A 15,352-nucleotide genomic window follows, 5' to 3' on the forward strand; every position below is an offset into this window, starting at 1 on the left:
ATCCCTCGGCGGGCGCACATCAGGTCAGACGTTCACCGGCGGGCGCCAGATCGTGAAGTCCTCGATGTGGAAGTGACTCGCGACGGTCCGGAAGGCGAACCAGCCGTCGCGGTACGAGGCCGGGTCGGTGTAGTCGAAGACCAGCCGGCCGTCACTCCAGTAACGGATCTTCGGCCCGTCCACCTCGATCCGGACCTTGATCGGTACGTTGGCCTCGATCAATGGCGAGGTGTAGTGCCACCGCTCTGCAGCTCGCTCGCCCATTTACCGGAATCCTTCGCGAAATTGTCGTACGCGATGACGGACCAGGAACTCTTCCGCGCCGTCGTGATCCGGGGTTTGGCCGGTGGCTTGCCGCCGAAGCCCAGGTAGAAGTCGGTCAGGGTGGACTGCAGGTAACCGCGGACGGTCCAGCCCAGCCGGTAACCGGGGTTGTGGGCCAGGGTGTAGAGCCGCACGTTCGTCGGGACGTTCGTGGTGAACAGCCGCAGCGCCGTGTGGTCGGCGGTCTCGGCGAGGTACTCCTCCCGCCAGTCCCCGAGGATGTCGCCGTAGAACGGGACCGCGTTGCGCCACGACGACACCACCCCGGACGGCTCGAAGAGCTTCGCACTCGTGGAGGTCCGCGGGTTCCACTTCTCGACATACGTGTTGTCGAGCAGCTCGGAGCCCTTGTCACCGTCCCACCAGATGCGGAAGTTCACACTCGGCGTGCTCTTCGAGAGTCGCGTCCCGTCGGCGCTCCACACCCCGGCGCCGGGTAGGTCGCTGTTCGCGGTGGCGGCCCAGAACTCGTATCCCGGGTGGGCCGGGTCGATGTCGGCGGTGGTGCCGCGCGGGATGTCCCAGAGTGTCGCGTCCTGCGGAATGTCCGGGTGCGAGCCGGTGATCAGGCGCTCGCCGGTGGCCGCGTCGTAGTAGTACCAGGGGAAGTTCGTGAAGACACCGCCCTCGGTCTGCTGAATGGCGTAACCCTCCAGCCCGGGGCGGGCCGGGTCGAGATCACCGATGTGGAACCGGTCTCCGTGGGTCGAGCCGTCGACGACGTACCGGAACGAGCCGTCGCTGTCGACGACGTAGTTGCCGTCCGCGATGTCGTCCCGCCCGTCCCGGTCGACGTCGATGATCCGCAACTGGTGGAAACTGGTGCCCTGCGCGCCACGAACGAACGTCCACCGCCGGGTCAGATGCCGGCCGTCGTAGTCCCAGGCCCCGATCAGGACCCGGAAGTCCCCGCGCCGCGCCCCGGCACGGACCACCTGCTTGGTGATCAGGCTGGGGTGCACACCGTCCAGGTAGGCGACCCCGTACTGCCCGCCGGAGGGCCCGTCGGCGACGAAGTCGTCCGCCACCGGCACGCGCGAGCGTTCGGCGCCGGTCAGCCCGTCGATGACCGAGACGAACTGGTCGAACTCGCCCGATGCCTTGACCACCGCGCCGTCGGCGAAGGTCGTCCCGGCGGCGGTCTTCACGAAGACCTCGGCCGTACCGTCGCTGTCCAGGTCGTAGACGGTCACGTTGTCGTCGTTGCGGTATCCGGCCACGTCGCCGTAGCCGCTGATCGCCGCGAGCGGTGGATCGTTGGCGGCGTTGCCACCGGCCCTGGCATACGAGTTGACGCCCAGGTCGACCCGCCACAGGTTCTTTCCCTCGAGCGTGTACGCCTCCAGATAGCCGGGCTGGTCGAGCGCGTACGACAGCCGGGAGACGACGATCTCGTAGCGCCCGTCCCCGTCCAGGTCACCGGGCCAGGCGTGCTGCACGTAGTAGTTCGCGGCGGGCAGCAGCGGAATGTCGCCCGGCGTGACAGCCGGGCCACTGGCCACCTGCTCCCGGCCCCGCACCACGGCACGGACGGTGTAGGTACCCGTACCGGAAGTGGTATCGGTGAAGTTCGTCGACGTGTCGACGGGTTTGCGGTTGAGCTTGCGGGCGCCCTTGTAGACGTTGAAGGAGATGTCACTGCCGTACTCGGTGCCGAGCAGACGCCAGCTCAGGTACGTGCCGCCGTGCTGTCCGGGCACCGCGACGAGACCGCGGTCCAACGCCTCGACGATTCTCCGGGGATGGGCGTCACCGGCGTGTGCCGGCGTCGCGAGAAAGCCGGCGGCCAGTGTGAAACCGGCCGCGGCGGCGATGATCGCTCTCATCAGCCGGAAGGTACCGGACCACTGTGTATCGACGTTTGCAGAAATTTGAAGCAGTGGATGTCAGGACTGTGCCATAGCTACCCCTCCTGCGCCGTTGATGGCAGACATTTGACATCGTAAGAACGAACAAATTAGGACATAAATTACCCGGCACGGGCTACAGCTACAGAGTTGGAACAGTCAAGAAATGTCAGAGCAATGACGCGCGGTCAATCTGCTCTCACCTGAAGCAGCCAGGAACGGAGTTCTCACATATGTCCACCTCCAGCAAGCGCCCGCGCACGCTTGTGGCCGTCGGGGCGACCCTGGCCCTCGCGCTCTCCGGCTGTGGTGCCCGGGCCGGTGACGAAGCCGTCGCCGGCGGGACGTCCGCGGCCCCCAGCTGCGTCGACACCTCCGGCGCCAGCGTCAAGCTCGGCTTCCTCAACTCCCTCACCGGCGGCATGGCGATCTCCGAGAAGACCGTCTCCAACGTGCTGCACATGGCCGCCGACGAGATCAACGCCGGCGGCGGCATCCTCGGCAAGAAGATCGAGTACGTGCAGGAGGACGGCGCCACCGACTGGCCGACCTTCGCGGAGAAGACCGAGAAGCTGCTCACCCAGGACTGCGTCGCCGCGATCTTCGGCGGCTGGACGTCGTCCTCCCGCAAAGCCGTCAAGCCGGTCGTCGAGAAGAACAACGGCCTCTTCTTCTACCCGGTGCAGTACGAGGGCCTGGAGTCGTCGCCGAACATCTACTACACCGGCGCGACCACCAACCAGCAGATCATCCCGGCGATGGACTACCTCGCCTCCCAGGGTGTGAAGAAGCTGTTCCTGGCCGGTAGCGACTACGTCTTCCCGCGCACCGCGAACGCGATCATCAAGCTGTACGCGGCCGAGCTCGGCATCGAGATCGTCGGCGAGGAGTACGTGCCCCTCGACAAGGACGACTGGACCAGTCAGGTGGCGAAGATCGTGGCGGCCAAGCCCGACTTCGTCTTCAACACCATCAACGGCTCGTCGAACGTCGGCTTCGTCAAGGCGTACTACGACGCCGGGCTCAAGGCCGAGACCACGCCGATCATCTCGGTGTCGATCGCCGAGGAGGAGGCGCCGGCGATGGGTCACGAGGTCACCGGCCAGTACGCGTCCTGGAACTACTTCCAGTCGCTGAAGACCGACACCAACCCGAAGTTCATCGAGAGCTGGAAGGCGTACCCGAACAGCAGTGGGGTCACCTCCGACCCGATGGAGGCGGCCTACATCTCGCTGTACCTGTACAAGGCCCTGGTCGAGGCGGCCGGCTCGTTCGACGTGGACGCGGTGAACGCGGCGGCGAAGGCGAAGCCGATCACGTTCGACGCGCCGGAGGGCACCGTCACGCTGGACGGCGAGAACCACCACATCTCCAAGCCCGGCCACATCGGCAAGATCAACTCCAGTAACCAGTTCGACATCGTCTGGTCCTCGGACAAGTTCATCGAGCCCGACCCGTACCTCGAGGGCTACGACTGGTTCCCGGCCGACATCCGCAAGCAGCTGACCGACGCGGCGGGCTGATCACCCTTTCGATGAAAGACGCGGGGTTCGCATGCCGACCGCGGCATGCGAACCCCCATAGAGAGAGCGATTGAATGTGGACGCACTGATCGCCCCGCTGTTGAACGGCAGCGCCCAGGGTGCGCTGCTCCTGCTCGCCGCGCTGGGCCTCTCGCTGACCTTCGGCCAGATGGGCGTGATCAACATGGCCCACGGCGAGTTCCTGATGCTCGGCGCCTTCGCCGCCTACCTGGTCCAGCAGGTCGTCACCGCCACCGACCTGTCGATCCCGGTCGCGCTGCCGGTCGCGTTCGTCGTCGCGGGCCTGTTCGGCCTCCTGCTGGAGATCACCGTCATCCAGTGGATGTACCGCCGGCCCCTGGACACCCTGCTCGTCACGGTCGGGGTCAGCCTCGTACTCCAGCAGGCGGCTCTGCAGATCTTCCCCTCCCAGGGCGTCCCGGTGGAGAAACCCGGCTGGCTCGACGGGCAGCTGACCGTCCTCGGTTACGGCTGGCCGCTCCGGCAGCTGTTCACCATCCTGCTCGCGACCGTCTGCGTCGCCGCGCTGTCGGCCTGGCTCAGGTACACCTCGTTCGGCCGCCGCATCCGGGCGACCGTGCACAACCGGGACCTCGCCGAGACGTCCGGGATCTCCACCCGCACCGTCGACCGGCTCACCTTCTTCACCGGGTCGGGGCTGGCCGGGGTCGCCGGGGTGGCCGCGTCGCTGATCGGCGGCACGAACTCGCAGATGGGCGCGCAGTACATCATCCCGGCCTTCCTCGTCGTCGCCGCCGGAGGCATCGGCCAGCTCAAGGGCACCATCATCGCCGCGTGGGCGGTGGGCGTCGCCCTCTCGTTCTTCGCCTACTGGACCACCGGCAGCCTGGCGCAGGTGCTCGCCTTCATCCTCGTGATCGTCTTCCTGCAGCTGCGCCCGCAGGGCCTGTTCACGGTGCGAACCAGGAGTCTGGCATGACCAAGCCGAAACCATGGATCTCCCTCGGCGGCATCGGGGTGTTCGCCGTCCTGCTGCTCGCGGTCGCTCCCCTGGTGCTGACCGATCACTGGCTCAACAACGTCGGCAAGTACTGCTGCTGGGCCATCGCCGCCGTCGGTATCGGCCTGGCGTGGGGCCGGGGCGGGATGCTCGTGATGGGGCAGGGCGTGTTCTTCGCCCTCGGCGCCTACTCGATGGCCATGCACCTCACGCTGGAGTCCGCGGGTGACCGGATCCCCGGGTTCATGGTGCTCTACGACCCGCTCGCGCCGCTGCCGATGTTCTGGGAACCGTTCCGCAGCGCGGGGTTCACCCTGCTGGCGATCGTGCTGCTCCCGGTGGTCCTGGCCGGCATCCTCGGGTACGCGCTGTTCAAGCGCCGGGTGAAGGGCGCGTACTTCGCGATCCTGACCCAGGCGCTCGCCGTCGCGCTGGCCACCCTGATCAGCTCCACGATCCGGGAGACCGGCGGTGACACCGGGCTCAGCGACTTCAAGTACTTCTTCGGCTTCGTGCTGAACGACCCGGCGAACAAGCTGATGGTCTACCTCGTGGCGGCCGGTCTTCTGGTCCTGTGCCTGCTCGCGGTGTGGCAGCTCTACCGCAGCCGCTTCGGTGAGCTGCTCGTCGCCACCCGGGACGCCGAGGAACGGGTGCGTTTCCTCGGCTACGACCCGGCCAACGTCAAGCTCGTCGCGTTTGTCGTCTCCGCGCTGATGGCGAGCATCGGCGGAGCGATGTTCGTGCCCATCGTCGGCATCATCACCCCGGCCGAGATCGGCGCCGCCGCCTCGATCCTGATGATCGCCGGTGTCGCCTTCGGCGGCCGCGCGTCGCTCTTCGGGCCCGCGCTCGGCGCGATGGCGGTCGGCTGGGGACAGTCGAGCCTCGGTTCGACCTGGCCCGAGGGCTGGACCTACATCCTCGGCCTGATGTTCGTCGTCGTCATCCTGTTCCTGCCGAACGGGCTCTCCTCGCTGCCCGCCAGGATCGCGGCGGCCCGCCGGAAGCCTGTCGAGCAGCCCGCCCCGGCGCCCGTCGTCGCCGAACTCGAAGAGGTGCGGTCATGACCGATGCGCTCGTCGTCACGGACCTGAGAGTCGAGTTCTCCGGTTTTGTCGCGGTCGGCGGCGTCAGCTTCGACGCGTACCCCGGCGAGGTCCGTTTCCTGATCGGCCCGAACGGCGCCGGCAAGACCACGTGCATCGATGCCGTCACCGGCCTGGCCGGCGGCACCGGGTCGGCACGGCTCGGCGGGAAGGAACTGCTCGGCCGGCCGGTGCACCGGATCGTCCGCCTCGGGGTCGGCCGCACGTTCCAGACCGCGAGCGTCTTCGACGAGCTGACCGTGCTGCAGAACCTCGACATCGCCGCCGGGCGCCACCGTCCCGCGATCTCGCTGCTGCGGGCCCGGCGGGGCGTCGACCCGTCGATCGAGCGGGCGCTGGAGGAGACCGGGCTGGCCGGCGAACTCGCCACCCCGGCCGGCATCCTGTCGCACGGCCAGAAGCAGTGGCTGGAGATCGCGATGCTGCTCGTGCAGGACGCGAAGGTGCTGCTGCTCGACGAACCGGTGGCCGGCATGAGCCAGGACGAGCGCACCGCGACCGGCGAGCTCCTCCAGCGCATCGCGGCGAAACGGATCGTGCTGGTGGTCGAGCACGACATGGACTTCATGCGGCGGTACGCCACCCGCGTGACGGTGCTGCACCAGGGCCGGGTGCTCTCCCAGGGCACCGTGGCCGAGGTCCAGGCCGACCCCCAGGTGCAGGAGGTCTACCTCGGCACAGCAGACGCCATCCCGGAGGACTGACCATGCTGGAGCTCACCGACATCGAAGCAGGTTACGGGCGCACCCGGGTGCTGCACGGCGTGACGGTCCCGTCCGGCAAGGTGGTCGCCGTGCTCGGCCACAACGGCGCCGGCAAGTCGACCCTGCTGCGTCTCGCGATCGGCCTGATCAAGCCGTCGAAGGGCCGCGTGGTGTTCGACGGCGCGGACGTCACGTCGCTCGCCCCCAACCAGCGGGTCGCTCGCGGCATGGCGTACGTGCCGCAGGGTCAGCAGTCCTTCGGCCAGCTCACCACGCTGGAGAATCTGCAACTGGTCGCGGACGGGCGCCGCGGCGGCCGGGCCCTGATCGACGCGCAGCTGGCCCGCTTCCCCGCCCTGGAGCAGTTCGCCGCCCGCAAGGCCGGCCTGCTCTCCGGCGGGCAGCGCCAGCAGCTCGCGATCGCCCGCGCCCTGATCACCGAGCCGAAACTGCTCATCCTGGACGAGCCGACCGAGGGCATCCAGCCCACGATCGTCGCCGAGATCGAGCAGACCATCGTGCAGCTGGCCGGCGAGGGCCTCCACGTGCTGCTGGTCGAGCAGCACATCGGTTTCGCCCTGGCGGCCGCCGAACGCTACGTCGTGCTCGCCTCGGGCCAGGTCACCCAGACCGGCGTGGGTGGTCAGGCGGCCACCTCCACCGTGCGAGCCGCCATGGCGATCTGAGCAGGTATGACCCACACCTGCAATGCCGCCGTAACAGCGGACCGCGAAATTTGCCAGGTGTCGACGGACAACGCGCGCGCGGCGGCAGAGGACAGCCTGGAGGATTACGCCTTCCGGTACGTGCCGCGTACCTTCCGGCGGTGGAGCGCGGCCTCGGTCGGCGCGACCGCCCTCGGGTCCATCGCGTTCCTCGCCGACTTCTCGATCGGCGCGAGCATCGGCATCGACCACGGCACCGCCAACGCCGTGCTCGGCATCGTGTTCGCGTCGGTCATCATCCTGGTCGTCGGTGTGCCGGTCGCCTACTACGCCGCCCGCTACAACCTGGACCTCGACCTCATCGCCCGCGGCTCGGGCTTCGGCTACTACGGCTCCATCATCACGACCGTGATCTTCGCGGGCTTCACCTGCATCTTCTTCGCGCTGGAGGGCGCCATCATGGCGCAGGGCCTGCGGATGGCGACCGGGATGCCGCTGTGGCTCGGCTATCTGGTGTCGACGGTCGTGGTGATCCCGATCGTCATCTACGGCATGCGCGCGCTGGAGCGCCTGCAGTTCTGGACCACGCCGCTGTGGCTCGCCCTGGCGCTGCTGCCGCTGCTGTGGATCGTCGTCTCCGACCCCGGGGCGGTCCGCGCCTTCACGTCGTTCACCGGCGACTCGGACGGCTCGGTCGGTTTCGGGGCCGTGGTGTCCAGCGCGGCCGTGTGTTTCGCCCTCACCCCGCAGCTGGCGGAGCAGGTCGACTACCTGCGGGCCATGCCGCCGCGTACGCCGTCGAACGTGCGCTCGTGGTGGACGTCGTTCGCGTTCGCCGGCCCGGGATGGGTCGTCTTCAGCGGCATCAAGCAGGTGATCGGGGTGTTCCTGGCGGTCTATCTGCTGGTCCGGGTCGACCCCGGGCTCGGGCACCAGGCGACCGAACCGGTCCAGCAGTTCGTGGTGATGTACCGGACCCTCTTCCCCGACTGGCTCGCGATCGTCCTCGCCCTGGTGCTCGTCGTGGTGGCCCAGATCAAGATCAACGTGACGAACGCGTACTCCGGCTCGCTCGCCTGGTCGAACGTCTTCACCCGGATGGCGAAGCACTACCCGGGACGGTCGATCTTCGTGCTGTTCAACCTGGTGATCGCGTACGCGCTGATGATGCTGGACGTCTTCACCCTGATCTCCTTCGTGCTGAGCCTCTACGCGAACGTCGTGATGGCATGGCTCGTGACGATCGCCACCGACATCGCGATCAACAAGTGGGTGCTGCGGATCTCGCCACGTTTCCCGGAGTTCCGCCGCGGCATGCTGCACGGCTGGAACCCGGTCGGGCTGGTGTCGGTGGGCCTCGCCTCGGTGCTGTCGCTGCTCGCGTTCGCCGGGGTGTTCGGTACCGCCGTCGAGCCGTTCTCGGTGCTCATCGCGATCGGCGTCGCGTTCGTGACCACGCCGGCGACGGCTCTCGCCACCCGGGGGCGCTACTACCTGCGCCGCCGGTCCGACGGCATCGACTCGCCCCGGTTCGACGCCGACGGCAACCCGTCGGGCGAGCGGCTCCGCTGTCACGTGACCGGGTACATGTTCGAGCGGCCGGATATGCTGGCGTCGGCCGAGAGAGGACCGCACGGCGAGGTGCAGTACGTCTCGTCGCTGGCGCTCACCCTCGACGATTCCGATCGCTACGTGCTCCCGCCGGAAGTCACCGGGCCCCCGCGCCGGGCGGCCGCCGGAAAGTAGGGAGACGTGATGGAGGAGCCGGTCGACACGGCGACCGCGATTCTCGCGAGCGCCGCGGTGCTGCTGCGCGAGCGCTCGTTCGACGACATCTCCTATCGTGCCCTCGCCGACGAGGTCGGCATCTCGGAGCGCACGATCTACCGCCAGTACCCGACGCGTGCCCACCTGCTCGCCGCGCTCGCGACCTGGATCGAGCAGACCTGTTTCCCGCTGCCGCCGTTCGTGACCGTGTCCGATTTCTGTGCCGCCGTGCACGAGCGTTTCCGGGCCTTCGACGCGCAGCCGGCCTATGCGTTCGTCGGCGCGCGGGCGTCCGCGATCTCGCCGACCCTGGATCCCGAGCCGGCCTACATCACGCGGGCGATCGAGGCGATGCTGGACGTGGCCGCGCCGACGCTCAACCGGCGGGACCGGCGGCGGGTCGCGACGGCGCTCTGCTACTTCTCGTCGGCGATGTTCTGGGCCCGGCTGCGCACCGGCTTCGACCTGGACGCCGCCGAGATCTGCGACGCGTTCGACCGCGCGGCCGGCCCGGTCCTGGCAAAACTGCCCGCCACAACGCGGAGCCGGCCCACCACGGCGCGGGAGACGCCGAACCCGCCCGTCACGGCGTGGGCAGAACCGTGACCGGCCCGGCTCTGAGCGGCACGCAGGAGGCGATCCTCGCCGCCTTCACCGAGCTGATCGAAGAACTCGGCAGCGACGACGTGTCGTACCGGGTCATCGCGCGCCGCGCCGGAATCGCCGAGCGCACGGTGTTCCGCAACTACCCCACCCGCGTGGATCTGCTGCTGGCGACCGCCGCGTGGATCGAGGCGACGCTGTTCGCCCGCGAGGAGTCGAAGTCGATCTTCGACGTCCCCCTGGCGATCCGGGAGACGATGCAGCGGTACGACGCCCGGCCGGAACTGGCGCACGTCGTCGCCGAGACGGCGATGCGCGGGGTGAACGGTACGGCGCCGTCACCCGGGCGGGAACAGCTCGAACGGCTGCTGGACGCCGAGGTGCCGGCTCTCGACCCGGCGCAGCGCCGGGCGATCGTCGCGGCGCTGGCGCACCTCGACTCGGTCGGGACCTGGGTGACGTACCGCCGCGAGTTCGGTCTGGATCGGCGCGACATCGCCGACGCCGCCGCGTGGGCCGCGGAGGCCGTGCTGGACGGCATCCGCGGCCGCGTCACCCCGGCATAGCGCCACGGGGCTCAGAGCTGCTTGTCCACCTTGGTGTTGATCTCGGCGAGCACCTCGGCGGCGAGGCCGTGCTCACTGGGCACGTGCGCCAGGATCGATCCGGCCTCGGCCATGTACGGCTTCGAACCCGGCTCGAAGTTGATGTTCCACTTGGTCTTCCAGACCCGCTCGGCGGCACTGGTGGCGGCCTTGTCGATCTGCGTGGTCAGCCACTTCTTGTCGGCTTCGGTGAGTGCCACGGGGATGTCCTCCAGATGCCAGGAGACGGTCGACGCCTCGAGTTTCGTCTCGTACGAGGCGGAGAAGTGGGCGTGCTGGGTGTGCGCGTTGTCGCCGGAGTAGGCCCGCTGCTTCCAGCCGTTCGACGCCTCCCAGATGCGCCGGTTGTAGATCACGTAGCGCAGTCGCTTCTCGGCGCCGCTGCGGCAGCGGCCCACCACGTGCTGCACGACCTTCTCCATGGTCAGGTCCGACTCACGCAGGTCCACGTCCAGGTCGATGGCGTGCACCTCGTGCTTGGAGTCGGCGTCCCGGATCGGGACTCTGCCGACCTCGTCGTCGTTGTGGTCGGAGACCCGGCCCTGGTGCGCCGTGTCGCCGATGGTGCCGTCGCTCGTCTTGTCCCGGCCCGGCGCGATCCTGTTCAGTTCCGCGCGCAGCTGGACCAGACTTGGCACGAGTACCCAGCCGGCCACATCGGGCTCCTCTCGCGATCCGTTGGTCGCTTCTGTCGCCTGTATATCTCCACAACGGGACCGCAGAAATCACCCAAAGGTTGCCTAACGCCTTGATTGTGACCCCCGTCACCACGTGAAGCGGCCGGGGTAGACCACGTCGGCCAGCTCCTTCTGCCCGTCGGCGTTGGGGTGGAAATAGTCGTACCGGCTGAGCCGGTCCAGGCCGAAGCGCACCCGGCGAGCCGCCCCACCGTCCCAACGGCACTTGCCGCCGTACGCCCGGCAGGCCTGTCGCAGTTGGGTGTTGTAGTCGTCGATCCGGTCCCTGACCTTCTCGCGGCGCTGCTCGTCGGCGTCGGCGGTGGAGGTCGGCGCGGCCAGCATGGACGGACAGATCCGCCCCTTGTTCCACACCTCGACAGCCTTGGCGTCCTTGCTGCCGATCTGCCAGAGCCGGTACAGGTCGGGGATGCTGACCATCAGCACCCGCGCTTTCGGCGCACCCTTCTTCAGCCGAGCCAGACCCTCGTCGACCTCGTCCCGGAAGCGGCCGACCGAGGTCATGTCCTGCACCCGGCCGGCACACGCGTCGTTGGCTCCGATCAGGACGGTCACGTAGGCGGGTTTCCGCTCGACCGCCAGGCGGGCCTGACCGTCCAGCGCGTCCGCCTCGGCGCCGGGCTCGGCGAGATTCACCGCGTTGCCCTTGATCTTGCCGTTCTTGTCGAGGATGCGCTGGTAGTGGCTCTGGATCGCGGAGTTGCTGCCGGTCGACCAGGAGTTGCGGGTGCACCCGAGATAGGCCAGGCAGCTGCCCAGCCCGGCGGTGATCGAGTCCCCCAGGGCGACCATCGACGCCGGGTACCCGGCAGCCGGTTTGGCGCTGGTCTTCGTGGGCTGAGGTGCCGCGTTGCCGGCGCCGTCGCACGCAAGGGCGAAGACGGCTAGCACGGCGAGCAGGGCGACATGCCATCGACGAATCATCGATCTCCGATCACATGGAGTCCTTGAGACATTACCATCCGTCACTTTTTGCACAGAGCCCGCTGGGCGCGAGCACAGTCCCGGCCCAGAGTGCCTGCATAACTTGCGTTCCGGAACCCACCAGACAGCACCTGGGAGACAACGCATCATGATCTACGCCTCCACCAAACTCCACGAGAACTCCGGCGACTCCGGCGCCAAGGTCTTCGTCGACAACACCGGCAAGCGGCGGAAGCTGGTCGTGCTCTCCGGCGTCTGTGCCGCGGTGGGGGCGGTGATATACATCAGCGCCGTCGTGGCCGGGTTGGTCCAGTCCCCGCAGATCGAGCTGACCACGAAGGGCACGGTGTCCACCAGTCCGTCCGGCAGCACCCGCTGATGGCCGTCTATCAGAGCGAGAAGAAGCCCCAACCCTCTCCTCCGGTACGCCGGATCAAGGCCCCGCAGCCCCGATGGATCGTCTTCGCCGTCCTGATCTCCCTCTTCGCCAGCATCCTGCTGGTCAACGGTCTCGTGCAGGGTGAGTTCACCCAGGACGGGGCGATCGAGTCCACGGCGGAGACCTCGAACGTGCCGGCGGAGGCCCTGACCGGCGGCCCGATCATCCAGACCGACGGCACCACCACCAGCACGGTCAGCGCCGGTGCCAAACAGATCGTGCTGACCTTCGACGACGGCCCCGATCCGGAGTACACCCCGGAGATCCTGGAGGTGCTCGCCGAGTACGACGTGCCGGCCACCTTCTTCATGATCGGCTCGGAGATCGCCAAGTACCCGGACCTGGTCCAGCAGGTGGTGGACGAGGGCCACGAGATCGGCATCCACACCTTCACCCACCCGGAGCTGTCCGGCAAGAACGACTGGCGGCGCACCGTCGAGATGCGGGAGACCCAGCTGGCCCTGGCCGGCGCGGCCGGAGTGACCAGCGTGATCTTCCGGCCGCCGTACTCGTCCACGGTCGCCGCCCTGGACGACACCAACTGGAGCGTCATCGCCGAGATGGGCGAGGCCGGCTACCTGACCGTGGTCAACGACCTGGACAGCCGGGACTGGGAGTCCGGTGTCACCAATGCGGACATCGTCGAGGCGGTCACCCCGGACGACGGCGAGGGCGCGATCCTGCTCTTCCACGACGGCGGCGGCGACCGGTCGAACACCGCCGCGGCACTGCGCACGGTCATCCCGGCGCTGCTGGAGCAGGGGTACACGTTCACCACCGTCGCGGCCCTGAGCGGCATGGACACGGTCAACCCGGCGGCCACCACCGACGAGCGGGTCCTCGGGCTCAGCCTGGTCGGCGCGGTGCAGATCGCCAAGAACACCACCACCTGGTTCGCCGCGCTGCTGATCGGGTTCGGTGTGCTGACCATCGCCCGGCTGGGACTGATGCTGGTCCTCGGCTGGCGGCACGCACGCCGCAGTAAGCAGGCCGGGGTGTGGGGAGCGCCGTACACCCGGCCGGTGACGGTGGTGGTGCCGGCCTACAACGAGAAGGAGTGCATCGCCGACACGGTCCGGTCCCTGGCCGCCAGCACCCATCCGGTCCGGATCATCGTGGTCGACGACGGGTCCACCGACGGGACCGCGGAGATCGCCGAGTCGCTCGGGTTCCCGAACGTGACGGTGATCTGGCAGCCGAACGCCGGCAAACCGGCGGCGCTGAACACCGGCATCGCGGCGGCCGACACCGACGTGGTCGTGATGATGGACGGCGACACGGTCTTCGAGCCGGACACCGTACGCCTGCTGGTCCAGCCGTTCGCCGACGCCCGGATCGGCGCGGTGGCCGGCAACGCGAAGGTCGCCAACCGGACGGGTTTGATCGCCCTCTGGCAGCACATCGAGTACGTGGTCGGGTTCAGCATCGACAGGCGCGCCTACGACGTGATGCAGTGCATGGCGACCGTGCCCGGTGCGATCGGCGCGTTCCGCCGGGAGGCGCTGCGGCAGGTGGACGGGCTCAGCGACGACACCCTCGCCGAGGACACCGACCTGACCATCGCGATCATCCGGGCCGGCTGGCGGGTCGTCTACGAGGAGCAGGCGCGGGCCTGGACCGAGGCGCCGACGACCGTGCGGCAGCTGTGGAAGCAGCGCTACCGGTGGAGCTACGGCACCATGCAGGCGATGTGGAAGCACCGGCGGGCGCTGACCGACAAGGGCGCCAGCGGCAAGTTCGGCCGGCGCGGGCTGCTCAACCTGCTGCTGTTCCAGACGCTGATGCCCCTGCTGTCCCCGCTGATCGACGTGTTCCTGATCTACGGCCTGTTCTTCCTCGACCCGGTGGAGACGGCGATCGCGTGGCTGGCGATGCTGGCGGTGCAGATGATCAGCACGGTGTACGCGTTCCGGCTGGACAAGGAGTCGCTGCGCCCGGTCTGGCTGGTGCCGTTGCAGCAGTTCGTGTACCGGCAGCTGATGTATCTGGTCCTGATCCAGTCGGTGCTGGCCGCCATCGGTGGCATCCGGCTCGGCTGGCAGAAACTGAACCGGGCCGGCGGGCTGAGCGCCCTGATGACTAGCGGACCTCGGAAATAGGGCGTAGATACGACGGATCGGTGAGCACCTGGTCGATCCGGGCGGCGAACGCGTCCGCCCGGGTCGCCACGGTCGCCTGCCGGGCCAGGATCTCGTCGACGTTGCTCTTGTCGACGGCGAGCCCGGGGACGTACAGCCAGCCCTGGGGTAGTGCCTTGCCGGTCTTGGCGTGCTCGGCCTGGAGCCGGCCGGCGACCGCGCCCTTGATGTAGTGCTCGGGCGAGACCAGGATCAGGTCACCGGCCCGGACCGCCGCGAGGGACTTCGAGTCGATGTCGAAGGCGCCGGCCAGCCAGTTCGCCCCGCTGTTGCGGCGGATCTCGGCGAGGTTCCAGCCGTCCGCGTCGCCGGTGCCGATGAACGCCAGCGCCGAGGAGTTGACCTTGATCAGGGTGCTCCAGGCGTCCAGGTTCGCCTCGACCTCCTGCTTGGTGTCGAACGGGCCGAACACCGCGACACCGGGCAGCCGTTCGGTGATCTCGTCCCGGATGCCCTTGGCCCGGTGGTCGAGCACCGGCACCCCGGGCGCCGACGTCCCGATCACGATCTTGCCGCTGGCGTCCGACGGGAGCTGCTCGATCACCTCCCGGGCGAGCAGCCGGCCCAGCTGGTAGCTGTCGTTGCCGATGAACAGGTCGACGTCGGCGGCGGCCAGCGGCTGGCTGTCCACCGCGATGATCGGCATGCCCTCGCCGACCGCCTCGGCCATCGGCTCGGCGAACAGGTCCGGGGAGAGCGTGAAGACCGAGAGGCCGGCCGGGGTGCTCTTGAGCATGTCCCGGAAGAGCGAGACCTGGCGCGGCCCGTCGACGATGTTCGGCCCGTCCACCTGGTAACTGACCCCGCCGACGGCGTCCACCCCGGCGATGAAACCGAGGCTCATCTCCTGCGAGTAGTTCAGCTGTTTGTTCGCCACCACGAAGCCGACCTTGGGCTTCACCGGCGGGCCCGGCTGCTCCTCGGTGCACGCGGCCGATCCGAGGAGCAGGAGAACCAACAGCACCGGAATACGCCGATTTCTCATGACGAATTCAGTATGTGTGATCCCCTTCATCCCGGCGGC

The 15,352-nt window shown here is 68.4% G+C and carries 15 protein-coding genes; 10 read left to right on the plus strand and 5 right to left on the minus strand.

From position 1 onward, the window contains the following. Nucleotides 1-24 precede the first annotated feature (24 nt). Entirely contained in the window at nt 25-222 is a 198-nt protein-coding gene (locus Aco03nite_RS07570; protein WP_203794044.1) for a DUF6250 domain-containing protein, read from the minus strand. Further along, nucleotides 219-2,150, minus strand: coding sequence for a rhamnogalacturonan lyase family protein (locus tag Aco03nite_RS07575; RefSeq protein WP_203794045.1), 1,932 nt, complete (start codon nt 2,148-2,150; stop codon nt 219-221). Before Aco03nite_RS07575 ends, Aco03nite_RS07570 begins: the two co-directional genes overlap by 4 nt. A gap of 254 nt (nt 2,151-2,404) precedes the next feature. On the opposite strand from Aco03nite_RS07575, the gene urtA reads away from it, so the two are divergent. From urtA to Aco03nite_RS07615, 8 genes are all read left to right on the plus strand, one after another. After that, the gene (urtA, locus tag Aco03nite_RS07580; protein ID WP_203794046.1) at nt 2,405-3,694 is read left to right on the plus strand and encodes an urea ABC transporter substrate-binding protein; all 1,290 of its coding nucleotides are present in this window, start codon (nt 2,405-2,407) and stop codon (nt 3,692-3,694) included. Nucleotides 3,695-3,770: 76 nt separating this feature from the next. After that, entirely contained in the window at nt 3,771-4,655 is an 885-nt protein-coding gene (gene urtB, locus Aco03nite_RS07585) for an urea ABC transporter permease subunit UrtB (protein ID WP_203794047.1), read from the plus strand. Continuing rightward, complete coding sequence (urtC, locus tag Aco03nite_RS07590) at nt 4,652-5,746, plus strand: urea ABC transporter permease subunit UrtC (protein WP_203794048.1); 1,095 nt, start codon at nt 4,652-4,654, stop codon at nt 5,744-5,746. Before urtB ends, urtC begins: the two co-directional genes overlap by 4 nt. Then, nucleotides 5,743-6,489 carry an urea ABC transporter ATP-binding protein UrtD gene (gene urtD, locus Aco03nite_RS07595; RefSeq protein WP_203794049.1) on the plus strand — a complete coding sequence of 249 codons (747 nt, stop codon included), beginning with the start codon at nt 5,743-5,745 and terminating at the stop codon, nt 6,487-6,489. The genes urtC and urtD overlap by 4 nt, the downstream gene beginning before the upstream one ends. 2 nt (nt 6,490-6,491) lie before the next feature. Then, a complete protein-coding gene (locus Aco03nite_RS07600) occupies nt 6,492-7,175 on the plus strand; it encodes an ATP-binding cassette domain-containing protein (RefSeq protein ID WP_203794050.1) in 684 nt (227 codons plus the stop codon). 57 nt (nt 7,176-7,232) lie between these two features. Further along, entirely contained in the window at nt 7,233-8,900 is a 1,668-nt protein-coding gene (locus Aco03nite_RS07605) for a purine-cytosine permease family protein (RefSeq protein ID WP_203794051.1), read from the plus strand. Nucleotides 8,901-8,909: 9 nt separating this feature from the next. After that, nucleotides 8,910-9,527, plus strand: a complete 618-nt coding sequence (locus tag Aco03nite_RS07610) for a TetR/AcrR family transcriptional regulator (RefSeq protein ID WP_203794052.1) — start codon at nt 8,910-8,912, stop codon at nt 9,525-9,527. Further along, entirely contained in the window at nt 9,512-10,090 is a 579-nt protein-coding gene (locus Aco03nite_RS07615) for a TetR/AcrR family transcriptional regulator (protein ID WP_203794053.1), read from the plus strand. The genes Aco03nite_RS07610 and Aco03nite_RS07615 overlap by 16 nt, the downstream gene beginning before the upstream one ends. An 11-nt stretch (nt 10,091-10,101) precedes the next feature. Here the strand turns inward: Aco03nite_RS07615 and Aco03nite_RS07620 are convergent, their stop codons facing one another. Beyond that, nucleotides 10,102-10,767, minus strand: a complete 666-nt coding sequence (locus Aco03nite_RS07620; protein ID WP_203794054.1) for a hypothetical protein — start codon at nt 10,765-10,767, stop codon at nt 10,102-10,104. A gap of 126 nt (nt 10,768-10,893) precedes the next feature. Then, entirely contained in the window at nt 10,894-11,751 is an 858-nt protein-coding gene (locus Aco03nite_RS07625) for an SGNH/GDSL hydrolase family protein (protein ID WP_203794055.1), read from the minus strand. A gap of 148 nt (nt 11,752-11,899) precedes the next feature. On the opposite strand from Aco03nite_RS07625, the gene Aco03nite_RS07630 reads away from it, so the two are divergent. Together Aco03nite_RS07630 and Aco03nite_RS07635 are read left to right on the plus strand one after the other, a co-directional pair. After that, nucleotides 11,900-12,130, plus strand: a complete 231-nt coding sequence (locus Aco03nite_RS07630; protein ID WP_203794056.1) for a hypothetical protein — start codon at nt 11,900-11,902, stop codon at nt 12,128-12,130. Further along, a complete protein-coding gene (locus Aco03nite_RS07635) occupies nt 12,130-14,289 on the plus strand; it encodes a bifunctional polysaccharide deacetylase/glycosyltransferase family 2 protein (RefSeq protein WP_203794057.1) in 2,160 nt (719 codons plus the stop codon). Before Aco03nite_RS07630 ends, Aco03nite_RS07635 begins: the two co-directional genes overlap by 1 nt. Here Aco03nite_RS07635 and Aco03nite_RS07640 read toward each other — a convergent pair. After that, nucleotides 14,270-15,313, minus strand: coding sequence for a sugar ABC transporter substrate-binding protein (locus Aco03nite_RS07640; RefSeq protein ID WP_203794058.1), 1,044 nt, complete (start codon nt 15,311-15,313; stop codon nt 14,270-14,272). The two genes, Aco03nite_RS07635 and Aco03nite_RS07640, sit on opposite strands and share 20 nt — an antisense overlap. Nucleotides 15,314-15,352: the final 39 nt, after the last annotated feature.

The organism is Actinoplanes couchii (assembly GCF_016862075.1).
GTDB classification, from domain to species: Bacteria; Actinomycetota; Actinomycetes; order Mycobacteriales; family Micromonosporaceae; genus Actinoplanes; species Actinoplanes couchii.